The organism is Paracoccus sp. T5, from assembly GCF_048538155.2.
Classification (GTDB): Bacteria; Pseudomonadota; Alphaproteobacteria; order Rhodobacterales; family Rhodobacteraceae; genus Paracoccus.
Window position 1 is genome coordinate 639,225 of sequence record NZ_CM135809.1, and the last position, 15,900, is coordinate 655,124.

A 15,900-nucleotide genomic window follows, 5' to 3' on the forward strand; every position below is an offset into this window, starting at 1 on the left:
AAGGACCATCCATGTTCAGACCGTCGTTTCTGGCAGCCGCGCTGATCGCGGTGCCGATGCTGTCCGCGCCCGCCTTTGCCCAGGGCGAGGGCGCCGACACCGTGGTCGCCACGGTCGGCGGACAGGAGATCACCCTGGGCCAGATGATCGTCATGAAGCAGTCCGTCCAGGACCCCGCCATGGCCAACCTGCCCGACCAGGCGCTTTGGGACATGATGCTGGACCAGCTGATCCGCCAGACCGCCGTGGCCGCCGCCGCCGAGGAAACGGCCGGCGTGCGTGCGCAGGTGGAACTGATGCGCCGCAACACGCTGGCCACCGCCGCCGTGTCCCAGGTGGCCGGTCTGGAGCCGTCGGATGCCGAGCTGCAGGCGACCTATGACCGGCTGTTCGGCACAGCCGAGGCGGTCCCGGAATTCAATGCCGCCCATATCCTGGTCGAGACCGAGGAGGAGGCCGCGTCGATCAAGACGGAGTTGGACGGCGGCGCCGATTTCGGCGACCTGGCCGAACAGCATTCGACCGGCCCCTCGGGTCCGAACCGGGGCGACCTGGGCTGGTTCGCAGCCGATCAGATGGTCGCGCCCTTTGCCGAGGCCGTCGCCGCGATGAAGCCCGGTTCGGTCTCGGATCCTGTCCAGACCGAGTTCGGCTGGCACGTGATCAAGCTGAACGAGACCCGCCTGCGTGAAGCCCCGCCCCTGGCCGAGGTGCGCGAGCAGGTGGCCCAGATTGTCCGCCGCGAGAAGGTCGAGGCCGAGATCGAGCGCCTGGTTGGCGAAGCCGAGGTCAAGAAGACCGAGGGCCTTGATCCCACGCGGATGAACGACACCGACCTGCTGGAGGCCAAGTGATGGGCAAGGCCGGACTTCCCGTCTCCCCCCTGGCGCCTGCCGCCTTTCCCGACCTGCCGGTGATCGAGGGCGTCGAATTCGCCAGCGCGGCGGCCGGCATCAAGTACCAGGGCCGCACCGACGTGACGCTGATCCGCATCGCGCCGGGCAGCACGGTGGCGGGCGCCTTCACGCGTTCCTCGACCCGGGCGGCCTGCGTGCTGGACAACCAGGCCAAGCTGGCGCAGGGCGGCGAGGCCCCGCAGGGGGCCGCGATCATCATCAATTCGGGCAACGCGAATGCCTTCACCGGCGCGCGGGGGCAGGAGTCGGTGGATGCGGTCACGGGCGCCGTGGCCCGGGCCCTGGACCTGCCGCAGGGGCGGGTCTTTTCCTCCTCGACCGGCGTCATCGGAGAGCCGCTGCCCCATGATCGCGTCTTGGCGGTGGTGGATGATCTGGTGGCGGGGCTTCAGGACAACGGCGCGGCCGATGCCGCCCGGGCCATCATGACCACCGACACCTTTCCAAAGGGCGCGGCGGTCGTGATCGACGGCGAGGGCGGTCCCATCCGGATCGCCGGGATCGCCAAGGGTTCGGGGATGATCGCCCCCGACATGGCCACGATGCTGGTCTATGTCTTCACCGACGCGGCGGTGCCGGCCGACCTATTGCAGCAGGCGCTGTCGTCGGGCCTGGACAGCACCTTCAACGCCATCACGGTGGACAGCGACACCTCGACCTCGGACGCGCTGATCCTGGCGGCGACCGGGCGGGCCAAGGCTGCCCCGATCACCGAGCTGCAAGGCCCCGCCGGGCGCGCCTTTGTCGAGGCGCTGCACGGCGTCATGCGCGAGCTGGCCCATCTGGTCGTGCGCGACGGCGAGGGGGCCACGAAATTCGTCGAGGTCGCCGTCACCGGCGCGACCTCGGATGCCGATGCCCACAGGGTCGCGATGTCCATCGCCAATTCGCCCCTGGTCAAGACCGCCATCGCGGGCGAGGACGCCAACTGGGGCCGCATCGTGGCTGCGGTGGGCAAGTCGGGGGCCGAAGCCGACCGTGACCGGCTGACCATCCGGTTCGGCGACATGGTGCTGGCCGAGAACGGCTGGCGCGCGCCCGCCTATGACGAGGCCGCCGCCAGCGCCTACATGAAGAACGCCGAGCTGCGGATCGCCGTCGATCTGGGGCTGGGGCAGGGCGCACGGACCGTGTGGACCTGCGACCTGACGCATGGCTATATCGACATCAACGCGGATTACCGTTCGTGAACATGGTGCTGGTATCGGCCGTCGCGCTGATCGATCCCGACGGGCGGGTGCTTCTGGCACAGCGCCCCGAGGGCAAGGCGATGGCCGGGTTATGGGAGTTTCCCGGGGGCAAGGTCGAGCCCGGAGAGACGCCGGAAGCCGCGCTGATCCGCGAGCTGCATGAGGAGCTGGGCATTGAGACCTGGAACAGCTGCCTTGCGCCGCTGACCTTCGCCAGCCATGCCTACGAATCGTTTCACCTGCTGATGCCGCTTTACGCCTGCCGCAAGTGGCAGGGAATCGTGCAGCCGCGCGAGGGCCAGCGACTGGCTTGGGCACGTGCCTCTGATTTGCGCAATTACCCCATGCCCGCGGCGGACATACCGCTGATTCCCATCCTGCAAATGTGGCTATAACGTCGCAGATTTTACGCTTTGCGTTGCGATCCTGCCCGAAAAGCGCCTAGCTGAACGGGTTGAGAGCGCTTTTTTAACCATTTCATGACTAGCATAGATCATGGCGCAGAGGAGGGCTTGACATGATTCGCACCATCTCGATTGGAAGCTACATCTCGATCCAGGGTTTCTTTGCAGGCGCAGTGGCCAACGGCAATATCCTTGTCCGTGTCGGCGATCGCACCTTCGAAGGAAAACCCATCGGGGCCTGAGCCGCTCTGCTGCTACGGGAGCACAGCAGGAACGGCGCATAACAAAAAGGGTGGCCCCGAGGGGCCGCCCTTTTTCATGAGGCGATGCCATAGGGGAAGGTCACGGACCCCGAACGCATCCGCGCATGAAAAAGGGCGGCCAGATCGGCCGCCCTTTGGTTCACTTGCAGATGCCTTACAGCGTCCGTTCGACCTCTTCGCGTTCGAAGATCTCGATGACGTCGCCCGGGCGGATATCCTCGTAGTTCTCGAAGGCCATGCCGCATTCCTGGCCGGACTGGACTTCCTTCACCTCGTCCTTGAAGCGCTTGAGCGTCTTCAGCGTGCCCTCGTGGACCACGACGTTTTCGCGCAGCAGACGGACGCCAGCGGACCTGCGGGCCACGCCCTCGGTGACGAGGCAGCCGGCGACCTTGCCGATGCCGGTGACCTTGAAGACCTCCTTGATCGTCGCATAGCCGATGAAGTTTTCGCGGATCTCGTTGGACAGCATGCCGGATGCGGCCGCCTTGATGTCGTCCACCAGGTTGTAGATGATCGAGTAATAGCGGATCTCGACCCCTTTCTGGTTGGCGGCATTGCGGGCGGGCGCGTTGGCCCGGACGTTGAAGCCGATGACCGGGGCACCCGATGCCTCGGCCAGGCCGATGTCGGATTCGGTGATCGCACCCACACCGTAATGCAGCACGCGCACGCGGACCTCGTCGTTGCCGACCTTTTCCAAGGCCTGCACGATCGCCTCGGCCGAACCCTGCACGTCGGCCTTGAGGACCACCGCCAGTTCGGACACGTTCACGTCCGCCTTGGCCTTGGCCATCATCTGCTCCAGCGTGGTCGCGGCACCGGCTGCGGCGCGCTTGTCCTTGGTCTGCTGGGCGCGGAACTCGGCGATCTCGCGGGCCTGGGCCTCGGTCTCGACCACGTTTAGCACGTCGCCGGCCTCGGGGGTGCCGTTCAGGCCCAGAACCTCGACCGGGACCGAGGGGCCAGCCTCCTCGACGCGGTCGCCTTGGTCGTTGATCAGGGCACGGACCTTGCCCCACTGCTCGCCCACGACAAAGATGTCACCGCGACGCAGGGTGCCGTGCTGGACCAGGACAGTGGCGACAGGGCCACGGCCCACGTCCAGCTGCGCCTCGATCACCGCGCCCTGTGCGGCCCGGTTCGGGTTCGCGCGCAGTTCCATGACCTCCGCCTGCAGGGCGATGGCCTCCAGCAGGTTGTCCAGGCCCAGGCCGGTCTTGGCCGAAACCTCGACATCCTGCACGTCGCCGGACATGGCCTCGACGACCACCTCATGCTGCAGCAGGTCCGTGCGGACCTTCTGCGGGTCGGCCGCGTGCTTGTCGATCTTGTTGATCGCTACGATCATCGGCACATTGGCCGCCTTGGCGTGATTGATGGCCTCGACGGTCTGGGGCATCACGGCATCATCCGCCGCGACGACCAAGACCACGATGTCCGTCACCTGCGCGCCACGGGCCCGCATCGACGTGAAGGCCGCGTGGCCCGGCGTGTCCAGGAAGGACAGCACGGCGCCGCTCTCGGTCGTCACCTGATAGGCGCCGATATGCTGGGTGATGCCGCCGGCCTCGCCCGACACGACATTGGCCTTGCGGATCGCGTCCAGCAGCGAGGTCTTGCCGTGGTCCACGTGGCCCATGATCGTGATGATCGGCGGGCGCGGCTGCAGATCCTCGTCCCGATCAGCCGTTGCGGCGATGACCTGTTCCACGTCGCTGTCGCTGACGCGCAGAACCTTGTGGCCGAATTCCTCGATCACCAGTTCGGCGGTGTCGGCGTCGATGGGCTGGTTGGCGGTGACCATCATGCCCATCTTCATCAGCGCCTTGACCACGTCGGCGGCGCGTTCGGTCATGCGGTTGGCCAGCTCCTGCACCACGATGGTTTCAGGCAGGCGCACTTCGCGGAACTGCTTTTCGGCACGGGCCGACTGGCCCATCGCCTTCTGGCGGGTGCGTTCCTGCTTGCGCTTCATCGCCGCCATGCTGCGCTGGCGGCCGCCTTCGCCGTTCAGCGCCTGGTTCAGCGACAGCTTGCCGCCGCGGCGGTTGTCGTCGGTCTTGGCCTTGGCAGCCTTGTCGCGATCGGGACGATCCGAGGCGCGCTCGGTCTTGCGGGCGACGCCGGCCGACACGCCCTTGGTCTCGGCGCGCGAGGCGGCAGCCTCGATCGAGGCCTGATCGGGGGTCTCGGGCTTGGCGGTAGCCGTGGGCTTGGGACGTTCCTGGCGCGGCTCGGCCTTGCGGCGGGCCTCGTCGGCGGCGTCCTGGATGGCATTCGCCTCGGCGATGGCCTTGGCCTTCTGGGCCTCCTCGCGCTCTCGCTCCTCGCGGGCCTTCGCCTCGATCTCGGCGCGGCGGCGCTCACGCTCCTCCTCGCGGGCCTTTTCATCGGCCAGGCGCTTGGCGGCGTCATCGGCCTCGCGTGCCTTGGCGGCGGCAAGGGCCTTCAGGCGGCGCTCCATCTCGGCATCGGAGATGCCGGCGGGACGCTTGGAGGGATCGCCGGCCATGCGCGCGGTCAGCGGGTTCTTTTCTTTCTGGGCATCCGTCATCGGCGCGGCTGCCTTGGGCACCACGACGCGCTTGCGCTTGGTTTCGACGACGACGCTTTTGGTGCGGCCGTGGCTGAAGCTTTGCTTGACCTGTCCCGAGCGGCCGCTGCCGCCCAGTCCCAAAGTCGATTTTCCGTCTTTGTCGCTCATCTGCGTCTTCATTCCTTCCCGACGGCCGCATTGCCGTCGTCATGCCCGCGCAGACCCGTCAGTCTACCGGCTTCCAAGATTACCTTGTCCGTCAGGCCACCCTTCGCAAGCGCGCCGTGTATGACATGATCGCGCCCAAAGGACAAACCCAATTCTGATGCGGTCAGGCAGCCGAACCAGCGTCCGCCGGTGGGCGTCCACAGCTTGCCCTTGCCGCGATCCGACCCGTCGCTGGCCTGAAGCAGCACCTTGGCGCGCCCCTCGGCCAGCCAGCCCTTGACCTTCTCGAAGCCCGCCACGGCCTTGCCGGTCTTGCGCGCCAGCGACACCAGGTCCGTGACGCGGCGCGCCACCCCGGTCTCGACCAGATCAGTCAGCCCCGGCGGCACCGTCACCGGCGCACGCGCGGCGCGGGAAAACAGCCCCTTCGCCGCAGCCTTGTCCAGCGCCGAACGATCCGCCGACACCCAGATGCCGCGACCCGGCAGCTTTTCCGCCAGGTCCGGCACGACCGTCGCATCCGGGCCGATCACAAAGCGGATCAGGCCGCGCTTGGGCTGCACCTCGCCGGTGACGATGCACCGGCGTTCCGGGTCGTCCCGGTCCTTGTCACGTCCACCACGGCTCAAGCTTTGCACAGTACCGGGGCGCTCAGACCCCGGCCTCCTCGTTGTCGTCGTCCTGTTCGTCCCCGTCGGCCTCGGGCTCCAGCTCGGTGGGATCGACCCAGCCCAGCAGCACGCGCGCGGTCATCACCAGGGTCTGCGCCTCTTCCAGGGACACCTCGAAAGGCTCCAGCAGACCCTCGTCCTTGACGCGCTGCCCGTTCACCGTGGTCCAGCCGCCAGCCAGTTCCCAGTCGGCGCAGGTGGCAAAGTCTTCCAGCGTCTTGATGCCGTCCTTGGCCAGCGCCTCCACCATCTGGGGAGTGAGGCCCTCGAATTCAATGAGGCTGTCCTCGGCGCCAAGCGTGCGGGCGGCTTCCAGCGCGGCCTTGTTCTTGGCCTCCAGCACGTCGCGGGCGCGGGCCTGCAGCTCGGCCGCGGTGCCCTCGTCAACGCCGTCGATGGTCAGCAGCTCGTCCTGGTCCACATAGGCGACCTCTTCGAGGTTCGTGAAGCCTTCGGCCACCAGCAACTGGGCAAAGAACTCGTCCAGGTCCAGCGCCTCCATGAAGAGGGCGGTGCGGCTGTTGAACTCGGCCTGACGACGCTTGGATTCCTCCTCGTCCGTCAGGATGTCGATGTCCAGGCCGGTCAGCTGGCTGGCCAGGCGCACGTTCTGGCCGCGACGGCCGATCGCCAGGGACAGCTGCTCGTCGGGGACGACGACCTCGATCTTGTTGGCTTCCTCGTCAAAGACGACCTTGCTGACCTCTGCGGGCTGCAGGGCGTTCACCAGGAAGGTCGCCTGGTCCTCGTTCCACGGGATGATGTCGATCTTTTCGCCCTGCAATTCGCCGACGACGGCCTGCACGCGGCTGCCGCGCATGCCGACGCAGGCGCCAACCGGGTCGATCGAGCTGTCATAGCTGATCACGGCGATCTTGGCGCGCGAACCGGGGTCGCGGGCCACGGCCTTGATCTCGATGACGCCGTCATAGATCTCGGGCACTTCCATCTTGAACAGCTCGGCCATGAACTGCGGGTCGGTGCGCGACAGGAAGATCTGCGGACCGCGGTTCTCGCGGCGCACGTCCTTGACATAGGCGCGGATGCGGTCGTTCGGGCGATAGCTTTCGCGGCCGATCTTCTCGTTGCGGCGCAGGATCGCCTCGCCGCGGCCCACGTCGACGATGATGTTGCCGTATTCCTCGCGCTTGACGACACCGTTGATGATGGTGCCGGCGCGGTCCTTGAATTCCTCGTACTGGCGGTCGCGCTCGGCCTCGCGGACGCGCTGCAGGATCACCTGCTTGGCCGACTGCGCGGCGATGCGGCCCAGTTCGACCGGGGGCACCTGCTCCTGGAAGGTGTCGCCGACCTGCGGACGGCCGGCAAAGTCCTCCACCCGCTTCCCGTCGCGGACCCAGGCATTGGCCGGATCGCGCGGGCGCTCGAAATAGGGGCGGGCCTGCTCGACGGTGAACTCGGCCTGGTAATTCTCCAGCGCCTCGTCCTCGACGACGGTACGGACGCGGGTAAAGGTCGCGTTGCCGGTCTTGCGGTCGATGCGGACGCGGATGTCCATCTCGGCGCCATAACGCGACTTGGCGGCACGGGCGAGGCTGTCCTCCATCGCTTCGATGACCAGCTCGGGCTCGATCATTTTCTCGCGGGCAACGGCTTCGGCCGTCTGCAGCAGTTCAAGCTGGTTGGCAGAGGTGATGGCCATCACTCACTCCTTGGAATCGGTGCCGTCGGCACCTTCGTTGTCGTCGGTTTCGATCTCGTCGAAGGCGGCTTCGTCCAGGTTGTCGATCTCGACCCCGGCTTCCTTCTTCTGACGCAGCATTTCCTTGATCAGCTCGTCCGTCAGGACCAGCTTCGCATCCGACAAAAGGTCGAAATGCAGGCCGATCGTGTGGGTCTGACCCTGGTCCTCGATGTTCAGCAGGATCTCCTGGTCCTCGACCCCCGCCAGCGTGCCCTTGAAGCGCTTGCGCCCGTCGATGGGCTGGGACAGGTCGATGCGCGCCTCGTAGCCCTCGAAGGTGGCAAAGTCCTTCAGGCGCGTCAGCGGCCGGTCGATGCCGGGGCTGGACACCTCCAGGTGATAATTGTCCTCGATCGGGTCCTCGACATCCAGCGTGGCGCTGACGGCGGTCGAGATGTCGCCGCAGTCGTCCACGTTGATGCCGCCTTCGGGGCGGTCGGCCATGATCTGCAGCGTGGCGGTCTTGCCGCCCTGCAGCCGGACCCGCACCAGTTCGAAGCCCAAGTCCTCGATCACCGGGGCGATGATCTCGGCCAGGCGCCGGTCGATGGGCGTCTTGGCGATCAGGTCGTTCGTCGCGGACATGTCACGCGTCGCGGGCTGATCGTTCGCGGGGGTCAGATCGTCGGACATGGGATCCTTTCGGACATGAAAAAGGGGCCGTCAGCGGGCCCCATGCGGAAGTTCCGGTGGGCAGGGTTTGGACGCCTGCACCGCTGTTGATGTGGCATATAGCGCCGGTGGCCCGCCATTGCAAGCGGACTCAGCGCCCCGCCGCGCCGGGGTTGTCGCGCCAGATGCGCCAGTTCAGCCCCGCCGCCACGCAAAGCCAGGCCAGGTAGGGCAGCAGCATCAGCCCGGCCAGCCCGTCCAGCTGCCAGAAGGTGACGGTCATGCTGGCGACCGTGACCAGCAGCGTCGCGATGACGACCATCCCCAGGGCGATCTGCCGTGCCCCGAAAAAGACCGGCGTCCACAGCGTGTTCAGGGCGATCTGCGCCGCCCACAGCGCCAGCGCCAACCCGGCGCCGGGCAGGGGCGCCACGCGCGCGGCGGCCATGGCCGACAGCAGGTAGATCGCGCTCCAGGCCACGGGAAAGGCCCATTTCGGGGGTGTGAAGCCGGGCTTGCGCAGCCCGTCATACCAGGCGCCCGGGCGAAAGATCACGCCGGTCGCGGCGGCGGCGGCGCTGGCAAGGATGAAGATCAGGAACAGGTTCAGGCTCATCTGGCGGGGGTCCGGCTGCGGTCGCGGTTGCGGTCATCGTCGCGGATCATATCCATGACCGTGACCAATTCCGCGGTGATGCGTGGTTCGGACAGGGCATGGCCCGAGGCCGGGACCAGCCGCAGGTCGCAGTCCTTCCAGTCCTGGGCCAGCGCATGGGCGCTGGCGGGGGGGCAGACCATGTCATAGCGGCCCTGCACGATGACGGCGGGCAGGTGCTGGATGCGGTGGCGGTCGCGCAGCAGCTGGCCTTCCTGAAGAAAGCAGCCATGGGTGAAATAGTGATTCTCCAACCGGGCAAAGGCGCGGGCATATTCCGCGGGCGCGTGGCTGACGGCCGAGGATTGCAGCCCCGCCAGCGCGTTTTCCCACATGAGCCAGGGCTGGGCAAAGCGCGCCTGCCGCCCCAGGTCGCTGTCGAACAGCCTGCGGTGATAGGCGCCGATCATGTCATGGCGCTCGGCCTGCGGGATCGGCTCTTGGAACTGCGCCCAGAGGTCGGGAAAGAAGCGCGCGGCGCCCCCGCCATAGAACCAGTCCAGTTCGGCCTGGGTGCCCAGAAAGACGCCGCGCAGGATCAGGCCGGTGACGTGATCGGGGTGGGCCTGCGCATAGGCCAGGGCCAGCGTGGCGCCCCAGCTGCCGCCGAACAGCAGCCAGCGCGGAATGTCCAGGTGGTCGCGGATCAGGGCGATGTCGGCGATCAGGTGCGGCGTGGTGTTGGCATGGACCGCGGCGGTCGGACGGGACCGCCCGCAGCCCCGCTGGTCGAACAGCACCACGCGGTAATGCGCGGGGTCGAAAAAGCGCCGCATGAAGGGACTGCAGCCGCCCCCCGGCCCGCCGTGCAACACCAGGACGGGACGTCCCTCGGGGTTGCCGCATTCCTCGACATAGAGGCTGTGGCCGTCGCCCACCTCGATCATGTGCCGCGCAAAGGGTTCGGCCGCCGGGTGAAGGCGGCCATGTGACGCGGAGATTTGTCCTGCCAATCGGTCCATCCTGCCAGTATAAGGCCAGTTGACGCCGCCCGCCAGAAGGACCGCCCGCATGAGCAGCATCGACCCCGCCGAGATCGCCAAGTTCGAGGCCATGGCCGCCGAATGGTGGGACCCCAAGGGCAAGTTCCGCCCGCTGCACCTGATGAACCCGCTGCGGCTGGACTTAATCGCGACGCAGGTGGCGGTGGAATTCGGGCGCGACCGCCGCGACCTGCGGCCCTTTCAAGGACTGCGCGTCCTGGACATCGGCTGCGGCGGCGGGCTGGTGGCCGAGCCGATGGCGCGGCTTGGGGCCGAGGTGGTCGGCGCCGATGCCGCCGAGGGCAATATCGCCGTCGCCCGGGTCCATGCCGATCAGCAGGGGCTGGCGGTCGATTACCGCGCCACGACCGCCGAGGCGTTGGCCGACGCGGGCGAAGTCTTCGACGTGGTGCTGGCGCTGGAGATCGTCGAGCATGTGGCGGACCCGGCCGCCTTCATCGCCACCTGCCAGCGGCTTGTGCGCCCCGGCGGCCTGGTGATCCTGTCCACGCTGAACCGCACCGCCCGCAGCTTTGGCGCGGCGATCCTGGGGGCGGAATGGATCATGCGCTGGCTGCCGCGCGGCACCCATGACTGGAACCGCTTCATCACGCCCGATGAGCTTGCGGCCAAGGCGCATGCGGCGGGGCTGGTGGTGGTCGATCGGCGGGGAATGGTTTTCAACCCGCTGACCTTCGGCTGGCGCCTGTCGGATCGCGACCTGTCGGTGAACTACATCATGACGGCGCGTCGGGGATAATCCTCGCGCCTGCCCGGATCAGGAGGATTTCGGCCGGAAAGCCGCGATCCTGGCCGGGTCGGTCTCGATCCGGGCGGCGCCCATCAGGTCCAGGCAATAGGGGACGGCGGCAAAGACCGCGTTCAGGCAGGTGGCGATGGCCGAAGGCTTGCCCGGGATGGTGATGATCAGGCTCTGCCCGCGGATCGCGGCGGTCTGGCGCGACAGGATCGCGGTCGGGACCTCGCGCAGCGAGGCGCGGCGCATCTCCTCACCGAAACCGGGCAGTTCCTTGTCCATGACATCGGCCACGGCCTCGGGGGTCAGGTCGCGTGGCGCGGGACCGGTGCCGCCGGTGACCAGGATCAGGTCCGTGTCGCCATCGGCCAGTTCGCGCAGCTTGGCGGCCACGATGTCGCGGCCGTCGGGGATGATGTGACGATCGATCTGCATCGGCGAGGTGATGACCTCGCGCAGCCAGGCTTCGGCGCCGGGGCCGCCCTTGTCCTCGTATTCGCCGCGCGACGCCCGGTCGCTGACGGTGACGATGGCGATGCGGGCGGCCCCGTCCGTCATTTCGCCACGCGGGCGTTGCGGTTGGCGATCAGCTTCAGGCGCAGCGCGTTCAGGCGGATGAATCCCGCCGCGTCCTTCTGGTCATAGGCACCGGCATCGTCCTCGAAGGTCACATGCGCCTCGCTGTACAGCGAATGATCCGACCAGCGGCCCACGCAGGTCGCCAGACCCTTGTAGAGCTTCAGCCGCACCGTGCCGGTCACATGCTCCTGCGACTTGTCGATCAGCGCCTGCAGCATCTCGCGCTCGGGGCTGAACCAGAAGCCGTTATAGATCAGCTCCGCGTAACGCGGCATGATCGAATCCTTCAGATGGCCCGCGCCGCTGTCCAGGGTGATCTGCTCGATCCCGCGATGGGCCTCCAGCAGGACCGTGCCGCCGGGGGTTTCATAGATGCCGCGCGACTTCATGCCGACGAAACGGTTTTCCACGAAATCCAGCCGGCCGATGCCGTGCCGGCCGCCCAGCTCGTTCAGCCGGGTCAGGATCGTGGCGGGCGACATGGCCTCGCCGTTGATCGCCACCGCATCGCCCTTCTCGAAGGTCACCTCGATGAATTCGGGCGTATTCGGCGCATCCTCGGGGTTCACGGTGCGCTGATAGACATAGTCGGGCGCGGCCTCGGCCGGGTTCTCCAGCGCCTTCCCCTCGGACGAGGTGTGCAGCAGGTTCGCGTCCACGCTGAAAGGCGCCTCGCCGCGCTTGTCCTTGGCGATGGGGATCTGGTTCTTTTCCGCGAACTCTATCAGCTTGGTGCGGCTGGTCAGGTCCCATTCGCGCCAGGGCGCGATCACCTTGATCGACGGGTCCAGCGCATAGGCCGACAGTTCGAACCGGACCTGGTCGTTGCCCTTGCCGGTCGCGCCATGCGCCACCGCATCCGCGCCATGTTCCTGCGCGATCCGCACCAGGTGCTGAGAGATCAGCGGCCGCGCGATCGACGTGCCCAGCAGATAGAGCCCCTCGTAGAGCGCATTGGCGCGGAACATCGGGAAGACGAAGTCGCGCACGAATTCCTCGCGCACGTCGAGGATGTGTATGTTCTCGGGCGCGATGCCCAGCATCTCGGCCTTGGCGCGCGCCGGCTCCAGTTCCTCGCCCTGGCCCAGGTCGGCCGTGAAGGTGATCACCTCGCAGCCGTATTCGGTCTGCAGCCATTTCAGGATGATCGAGGTGTCGAGGCCCCCGGAATAGGCCAGGACCACTTTTTTCGGCGCGTCGGACATGCGGTAACCCTTCATCGAAGTTTCCGGGGGAATACGGCCATTTCTCCGGTGTCACAAGGGCGCAGGACCGATTGGCCGCGGGGCCGCCCGGGGCCGCCCCTGCACCTTGCGAAGGCTTGCTTATTCGACGCTTTCGCGGCATGGGCGGGGCATGGAAAATTTTGTCGCCTCCGTCCGCCAGGCCGAGGCCGCGCTTCGCGACCTGTTCGAGCCTACCCCGTTGCAGCGCAACGATCATCTGTCCGCCAAATACGGCGCCGACATTTGGCTCAAGCGCGAGGATCTGACGCCCGTGCGCAGCTACAAGCTGCGCGGCGCCTTCAATGCCATGCGCAAGCTGGTGACGCCGGGGCAGGGTGCGCAGGCGCATTTCGTCTGCGCCAGTGCCGGCAACCATGCGCAGGGCGTGGCCTATGCCTGCCGCCATTTCGGTGCGCGCGGCACGATCTTCATGCCGGTGACCACCCCCAAGCAGAAGATCGACAAGACCCGCGTCTTTGGCGGCGACGCGATCGAGATCGTGCTGACGGGCGACTATTTCGACCAGACCCTGGCCGCCGCGCAGGAGTTCTGCGTCGCGCAGGGCGCGCAGTTCCTGTCGCCCTTCGACGCGCCCGACGTGATCGAGGGGCAGGCGACCGTCGCCCTCGAAATGCTGGCCCAACTAGGCCGCGCACCGGACCTGGTCGTGCTGCCGGTCGGCGGTGGCGGGCTGTCGGCCGGTGTCACCCGGTATCTGCAGGCCGAGGCGCCCGAAGCAGGTTTTGCCTTTGCCGAACCCCTGGGCGGCGCCAGCCTCAAGGCCGCGCTGGAGGCGGGCGCGCCGGTCGCGCTGCCCGCTGTGGACAGCTTCGTCGACGGCGCCGCCGTGGCCCGCATCGGCGCGCTGCCCTTCGAGGCACTGTCGTGCTTTGCGCCAGCCGACGTGTTCCTGGCCCCCGAGGACCGCATCTGCCGCACCATGCTGGAGATGCTGAACACCGAAGGCGTTGTGCTGGAACCCGCGGGCGCACTGGCGCTGGACGTGCTGGGCGACCTGGGCGATCTGTCGGGCAAGACGGTGGTCGCGGTCTGTTCGGGCGGCAATTTCGACTTCGAGCGCCTGCCCGAGGTCAAGGAACGCGCCCAACGCTTCCAGGGCCTGAAGAAGTACTTCGTCCTGCGCATGCCGCAGCGCCCTGGCGCCTTGCGCGATTTCCTGGATCTGTTGGGCCCGCAGGACGACATTGCGCGCTTTGAATATCTCAAGAAATCGGCGCGCAACTTCGGCTCGGTGCTGATCGGGATCGAAACCTCGGCACCGGCCAACCTGACCGCGCTGATGACGCGGCTGGACCGGTCGGGCTTTGCCTATCGCGACATCACCAATGACGGGATTTTGTCCGAGTTGCTGGTCTGACGCAGGGGGGCGTCATGCCCCTCATGCGTTGAACTTTAATTGTCTGCTGTATTCGGATTTACCTGATCTTTAGGCCGGTGGCGCTAGAGATCAGGTCATGAAACCCGCGAATCGTACCCGTCCCCCGTCCAAATCTTCCGATGCCCCGCCGCCTCCGCGCCGGACGGTGCTGCTGGTGGCCGGCAACGCCGCGCGCCGCAGGTCGGTCTCGGCCATGCTGCGGCGGGGCGGCTACCTGGTGGCCGAGGCCCGCGACGGGACCGAGGCGCTGGCACTTTGCGCACAGCTGTCGCCCGACCTGATCCTGTCGGACTGGGCCATGCCGGGCATGTCGGGGCCCGAATTCTGCGCCGCCTTCCGCAAGCTGCAGCGCGCCAGCTATGGCTACCTGGTGCTGCTGGCGGAGGGCAAGGACGACACGGACATCAAGGAAGGCCTGGACGCCGGGGCGGATGATTTTCTGGCGCTGCCGATCCTGCCGCAGGAACTGATGGCCCGGCTGGCGGCCGGCGAACGCATCCTGCGCATCGAGGAGGAGCTGCGCGCCAGCAACGTCCAGCTGCGGCAGGCGCTGGCGCAGCTGAGCGAGACGCAGGCCGCCATCGAGCGCGACCTGCGGGAGGCCCGCAAGCTGCAGCAGGGCCTGGTCCGGGAAAGGTCGGGCCGTTTCGGTCCGGCCGAGATCAGCCTGCTTCTGCGTCCGGCCGGCCATATCGGTGGCGACCTCGTCGGGTTCTTCCCCATCGGCGCGGACCGCATCGGGCTTTATGCGCTGGACGTGTCGGGCCATGGCGTCACGGCGGCGCTGCTGACGGCGCAGCTCTCGGTGCATCTGTCGGGCTCGTCGGACCAGAACGTCGCGCTGCGCGGGGCGCAAAGCGGGGCGGATGCGGCAGGGCCGGTGGCCCTGGCCCATTTCTTCAACAACATGATGCTGGAGGAGATGAACACCGACAGCTACTTCACCATGATCTATGGCGAACTGAATTACGTCACCGGCCACCTGCGGATGGTCCAGGCTGGCCACCCACACCCGGTCCTGCAGCGCGCCGATGGGGCCATCACCCATCTGGGTCGCGGCGGCATGCCGATCGGGGTCTTTGAAAATGCCCTCTTCGATGAAATCGATCTGACGCTCGGGCCGGGCGACCGCCTGCTGATCACCTCGGACGGCATCACCGAGGCGGAAACCCCGAGTGGCCGGCAACTGGGCAACGAGGGGTTGGAGGCGGTAATGCGCACCAACGCCTTCCTCAACGGGCATTCCTTCCTTGAATCGATGGCCTGGTCGGTGTCGGAATATTGCCGGGGCGAGCGGCTGGACGACATGTCCGCGGTGCTTGTCGAGTTCCGGGGCGAAGGCAAGCTGATCCGCATGGGCGACTAGGGCCGCGACCCTTCAGCGGGACATCCACATGCGCAGCGCGTGACGCGATCCGGGATCGACCAGCGCCGACAGCGCCTGCCGCGGGGTCATCCAGTGCGCGCTATGGCCCGGCTCAGTCGGATCGCCGCGGCGCAGGACGGGCCGCGCCGTCCAGATCAGGCACAGCTTTTCCGCATGCATGTCGTAATCGGGCATGTAGCAGAACCGCCGGTAGCTGCCCAGCAGCCGGGGCGCGCCGATGCTCCAGCCGGTCTCCTCCGCCACCTCGCGGTGCAGCGCGGCCAAGGAGGATTCGCCGGGATCGACGCCCCCGCCGGGAAGCTGATATTCGGGAACCGGCGCCTGCTGATGGGTCAGCAGCACCTGCCCGTCGCGCCACAGGATGGCATAGGCGCCGGGCCTGCGGCGATAGCGGCGCCCCTCAAGCGGCGGTTGTCCAAAGCGCGGGGTCATGCCGGCACCTCCC

General features: G+C 67.3%; 15 protein-coding genes and 2 pseudogenes. 7 read left to right on the forward strand and 10 right to left on the reverse strand.

What is annotated here, in order from left to right:
* Nucleotides 1–11: 11 nt before the first annotated feature.
* The 4 genes from ACNR9W_RS03220 to ACNR9W_RS03235 all read left to right on the forward strand — a co-directional run bounded on the left by ACNR9W_RS03220 (nucleotide 12) and on the right by ACNR9W_RS03235 (nucleotide 2,753).
* A complete protein-coding gene (locus ACNR9W_RS03220; protein WP_419270428.1) occupies nucleotides 12–854 on the forward strand; it encodes a peptidylprolyl isomerase in 843 nt (280 codons plus the stop codon).
* Complete coding sequence (gene argJ / locus ACNR9W_RS03225; RefSeq protein ID WP_419270426.1) at nucleotides 854–2,107, forward strand: bifunctional glutamate N-acetyltransferase/amino-acid acetyltransferase ArgJ; 1,254 nt, start codon at nucleotides 854–856, stop codon at nucleotides 2,105–2,107. Before ACNR9W_RS03220 ends, argJ begins: the two co-directional genes overlap by 1 nt.
* Complete coding sequence (locus ACNR9W_RS03230) at nucleotides 2,104–2,502, forward strand: (deoxy)nucleoside triphosphate pyrophosphohydrolase (RefSeq protein WP_419270424.1); 399 nt, start codon at nucleotides 2,104–2,106, stop codon at nucleotides 2,500–2,502. Before argJ ends, ACNR9W_RS03230 begins: the two co-directional genes overlap by 4 nt.
* A 122-nt stretch (nucleotides 2,503–2,624) precedes the next feature.
* Entirely contained in the window at nucleotides 2,625–2,753 is a 129-nt protein-coding gene (locus ACNR9W_RS03235) for a hypothetical protein (RefSeq protein WP_419270422.1), read from the forward strand.
* A 175-nt stretch (nucleotides 2,754–2,928) separates the two neighbouring features.
* Here ACNR9W_RS03235 and infB read toward each other — a convergent pair.
* From infB to pip, 7 genes and pseudogenes are all read right to left on the reverse strand, one after another.
* Nucleotides 2,929–4,893: pseudogene (gene infB, locus ACNR9W_RS03240) on the reverse strand (translation initiation factor IF-2); the annotation flags it as partial.
* A gap of 116 nt (nucleotides 4,894–5,009) precedes the next feature.
* Nucleotides 5,010–5,481 (reverse strand): annotated as a pseudogene (locus tag ACNR9W_RS03245) (translation initiation factor IF-2 associated domain-containing protein); the annotation flags it as partial.
* 8 nt (nucleotides 5,482–5,489) lie between these two features.
* Nucleotides 5,490–6,110: an RNA-binding protein gene (locus ACNR9W_RS03250; RefSeq protein ID WP_419270421.1), complete on the reverse strand. Its 621-nt coding sequence runs from the start codon at nucleotides 6,108–6,110 to the stop codon at nucleotides 5,490–5,492.
* 22 nt (nucleotides 6,111–6,132) lie between these two features.
* Nucleotides 6,133–7,815: a transcription termination factor NusA gene (gene nusA / locus ACNR9W_RS03255; RefSeq protein ID WP_419270419.1), complete on the reverse strand. Its 1,683-nt coding sequence runs from the start codon at nucleotides 7,813–7,815 to the stop codon at nucleotides 6,133–6,135.
* Nucleotides 7,816–7,818: 3 nt separating this feature from the next.
* Nucleotides 7,819–8,442 (reverse strand): ribosome maturation factor RimP, encoded by a 624-nt coding sequence (gene rimP / locus ACNR9W_RS03260; RefSeq protein WP_419270504.1) that lies wholly within the window; start codon nucleotides 8,440–8,442, stop codon nucleotides 7,819–7,821.
* A 178-nt stretch (nucleotides 8,443–8,620) separates the two neighbouring features.
* Nucleotides 8,621–9,085, reverse strand: a complete 465-nt coding sequence (gene tspO, locus ACNR9W_RS03265; protein ID WP_419270417.1) for a tryptophan-rich sensory protein TspO — start codon at nucleotides 9,083–9,085, stop codon at nucleotides 8,621–8,623.
* On the reverse strand, nucleotides 9,082–10,086 hold the full coding sequence (gene pip, locus ACNR9W_RS03270; RefSeq protein WP_419270416.1) for a prolyl aminopeptidase: 1,005 nt from the start codon (nucleotides 10,084–10,086) through the stop codon (nucleotides 9,082–9,084). The genes tspO and pip overlap by 4 nt, the downstream gene beginning before the upstream one ends.
* A gap of 49 nt (nucleotides 10,087–10,135) precedes the next feature.
* Here pip and ubiG point away from each other — a divergent pair, with 49 nt between their 5' ends.
* The gene (gene ubiG / locus ACNR9W_RS03275) at nucleotides 10,136–10,867 is read left to right on the forward strand and encodes a bifunctional 2-polyprenyl-6-hydroxyphenol methylase/3-demethylubiquinol 3-O-methyltransferase UbiG (RefSeq protein WP_419270414.1); all 732 of its coding nucleotides are present in this window, start codon (nucleotides 10,136–10,138) and stop codon (nucleotides 10,865–10,867) included.
* A gap of 18 nt (nucleotides 10,868–10,885) precedes the next feature.
* On the opposite strand, the gene mog is transcribed toward ubiG, so the two are convergent.
* Together mog and ACNR9W_RS03285 are read right to left on the reverse strand one after the other, a co-directional pair.
* Nucleotides 10,886–11,422, reverse strand: coding sequence for a molybdopterin adenylyltransferase (gene mog, locus ACNR9W_RS03280; protein WP_419270412.1), 537 nt, complete (start codon nucleotides 11,420–11,422; stop codon nucleotides 10,886–10,888).
* On the reverse strand, nucleotides 11,419–12,648 hold the full coding sequence (locus ACNR9W_RS03285; RefSeq protein ID WP_419270502.1) for an argininosuccinate synthase: 1,230 nt from the start codon (nucleotides 12,646–12,648) through the stop codon (nucleotides 11,419–11,421). The genes mog and ACNR9W_RS03285 overlap by 4 nt, the downstream gene beginning before the upstream one ends.
* Before the next feature lie 151 nt (nucleotides 12,649–12,799).
* Here ACNR9W_RS03285 and ilvA point away from each other — a divergent pair, with 151 nt between their 5' ends.
* A complete protein-coding gene (gene ilvA / locus ACNR9W_RS03290; RefSeq protein ID WP_419270410.1) occupies nucleotides 12,800–14,047 on the forward strand; it encodes a threonine ammonia-lyase IlvA in 1,248 nt (415 codons plus the stop codon).
* Nucleotides 14,048–14,144: 97 nt separating this feature from the next.
* Complete coding sequence (locus ACNR9W_RS03295; protein ID WP_419270409.1) at nucleotides 14,145–15,434, forward strand: PP2C family protein-serine/threonine phosphatase; 1,290 nt, start codon at nucleotides 14,145–14,147, stop codon at nucleotides 15,432–15,434.
* Between the two features lie 12 nt (nucleotides 15,435–15,446).
* Here ACNR9W_RS03295 and ACNR9W_RS03300 read toward each other — a convergent pair whose 3' ends face one another.
* A complete protein-coding gene (locus tag ACNR9W_RS03300; RefSeq protein ID WP_419270407.1) occupies nucleotides 15,447–15,887 on the reverse strand; it encodes an NUDIX hydrolase in 441 nt (146 codons plus the stop codon).
* Nucleotides 15,888–15,900: the final 13 nt, after the last annotated feature.

Bases quoted from the DNA above. Each gene is read 5' to 3' on its own strand.
- tspO (WP_419270417.1), bottom strand. From the start codon at position 9,085: ATGAGCCTGAACCTGTTCCTGATCTTCATCCTTGCCAGCGCCGCCGCC.
- nusA (WP_419270419.1), bottom strand. From the start codon at position 7,815: ATGGCCATCACCTCTGCCAACCAGCTTGAACTGCTGCAGACGGCCGAA.
- ACNR9W_RS03300 (WP_419270407.1), bottom strand. From the start codon at position 15,887: ATGACCCCGCGCTTTGGACAACCGCCGCTTGAGGGGCGCCGCTATCGC.
- argJ (WP_419270426.1), top strand. From the start codon at position 854: ATGGGCAAGGCCGGACTTCCCGTCTCCCCCCTGGCGCCTGCCGCCTTT.
- ACNR9W_RS03285 (WP_419270502.1), bottom strand. From the start codon at position 12,648: ATGTCCGACGCGCCGAAAAAAGTGGTCCTGGCCTATTCCGGGGGCCTC.
- ilvA (WP_419270410.1), top strand. From the start codon at position 12,800: ATGGAAAATTTTGTCGCCTCCGTCCGCCAGGCCGAGGCCGCGCTTCGC.
- ubiG (WP_419270414.1), top strand. From the start codon at position 10,136: ATGAGCAGCATCGACCCCGCCGAGATCGCCAAGTTCGAGGCCATGGCC.
- mog (WP_419270412.1), bottom strand. From the start codon at position 11,422: ATGACGGACGGGGCCGCCCGCATCGCCATCGTCACCGTCAGCGACCGG.
- rimP (WP_419270504.1), bottom strand. From the start codon at position 8,442: ATGTCCGCGACGAACGACCTGATCGCCAAGACGCCCATCGACCGGCGC.
- ACNR9W_RS03295 (WP_419270409.1), top strand. From the start codon at position 14,145: ATGAAACCCGCGAATCGTACCCGTCCCCCGTCCAAATCTTCCGATGCC.
- pip (WP_419270416.1), bottom strand. From the start codon at position 10,086: ATGGACCGATTGGCAGGACAAATCTCCGCGTCACATGGCCGCCTTCAC.
- ACNR9W_RS03220 (WP_419270428.1), top strand. From the start codon at position 12: ATGTTCAGACCGTCGTTTCTGGCAGCCGCGCTGATCGCGGTGCCGATG.
- ACNR9W_RS03235 (WP_419270422.1), top strand. From the start codon at position 2,625: ATGATTCGCACCATCTCGATTGGAAGCTACATCTCGATCCAGGGTTTC.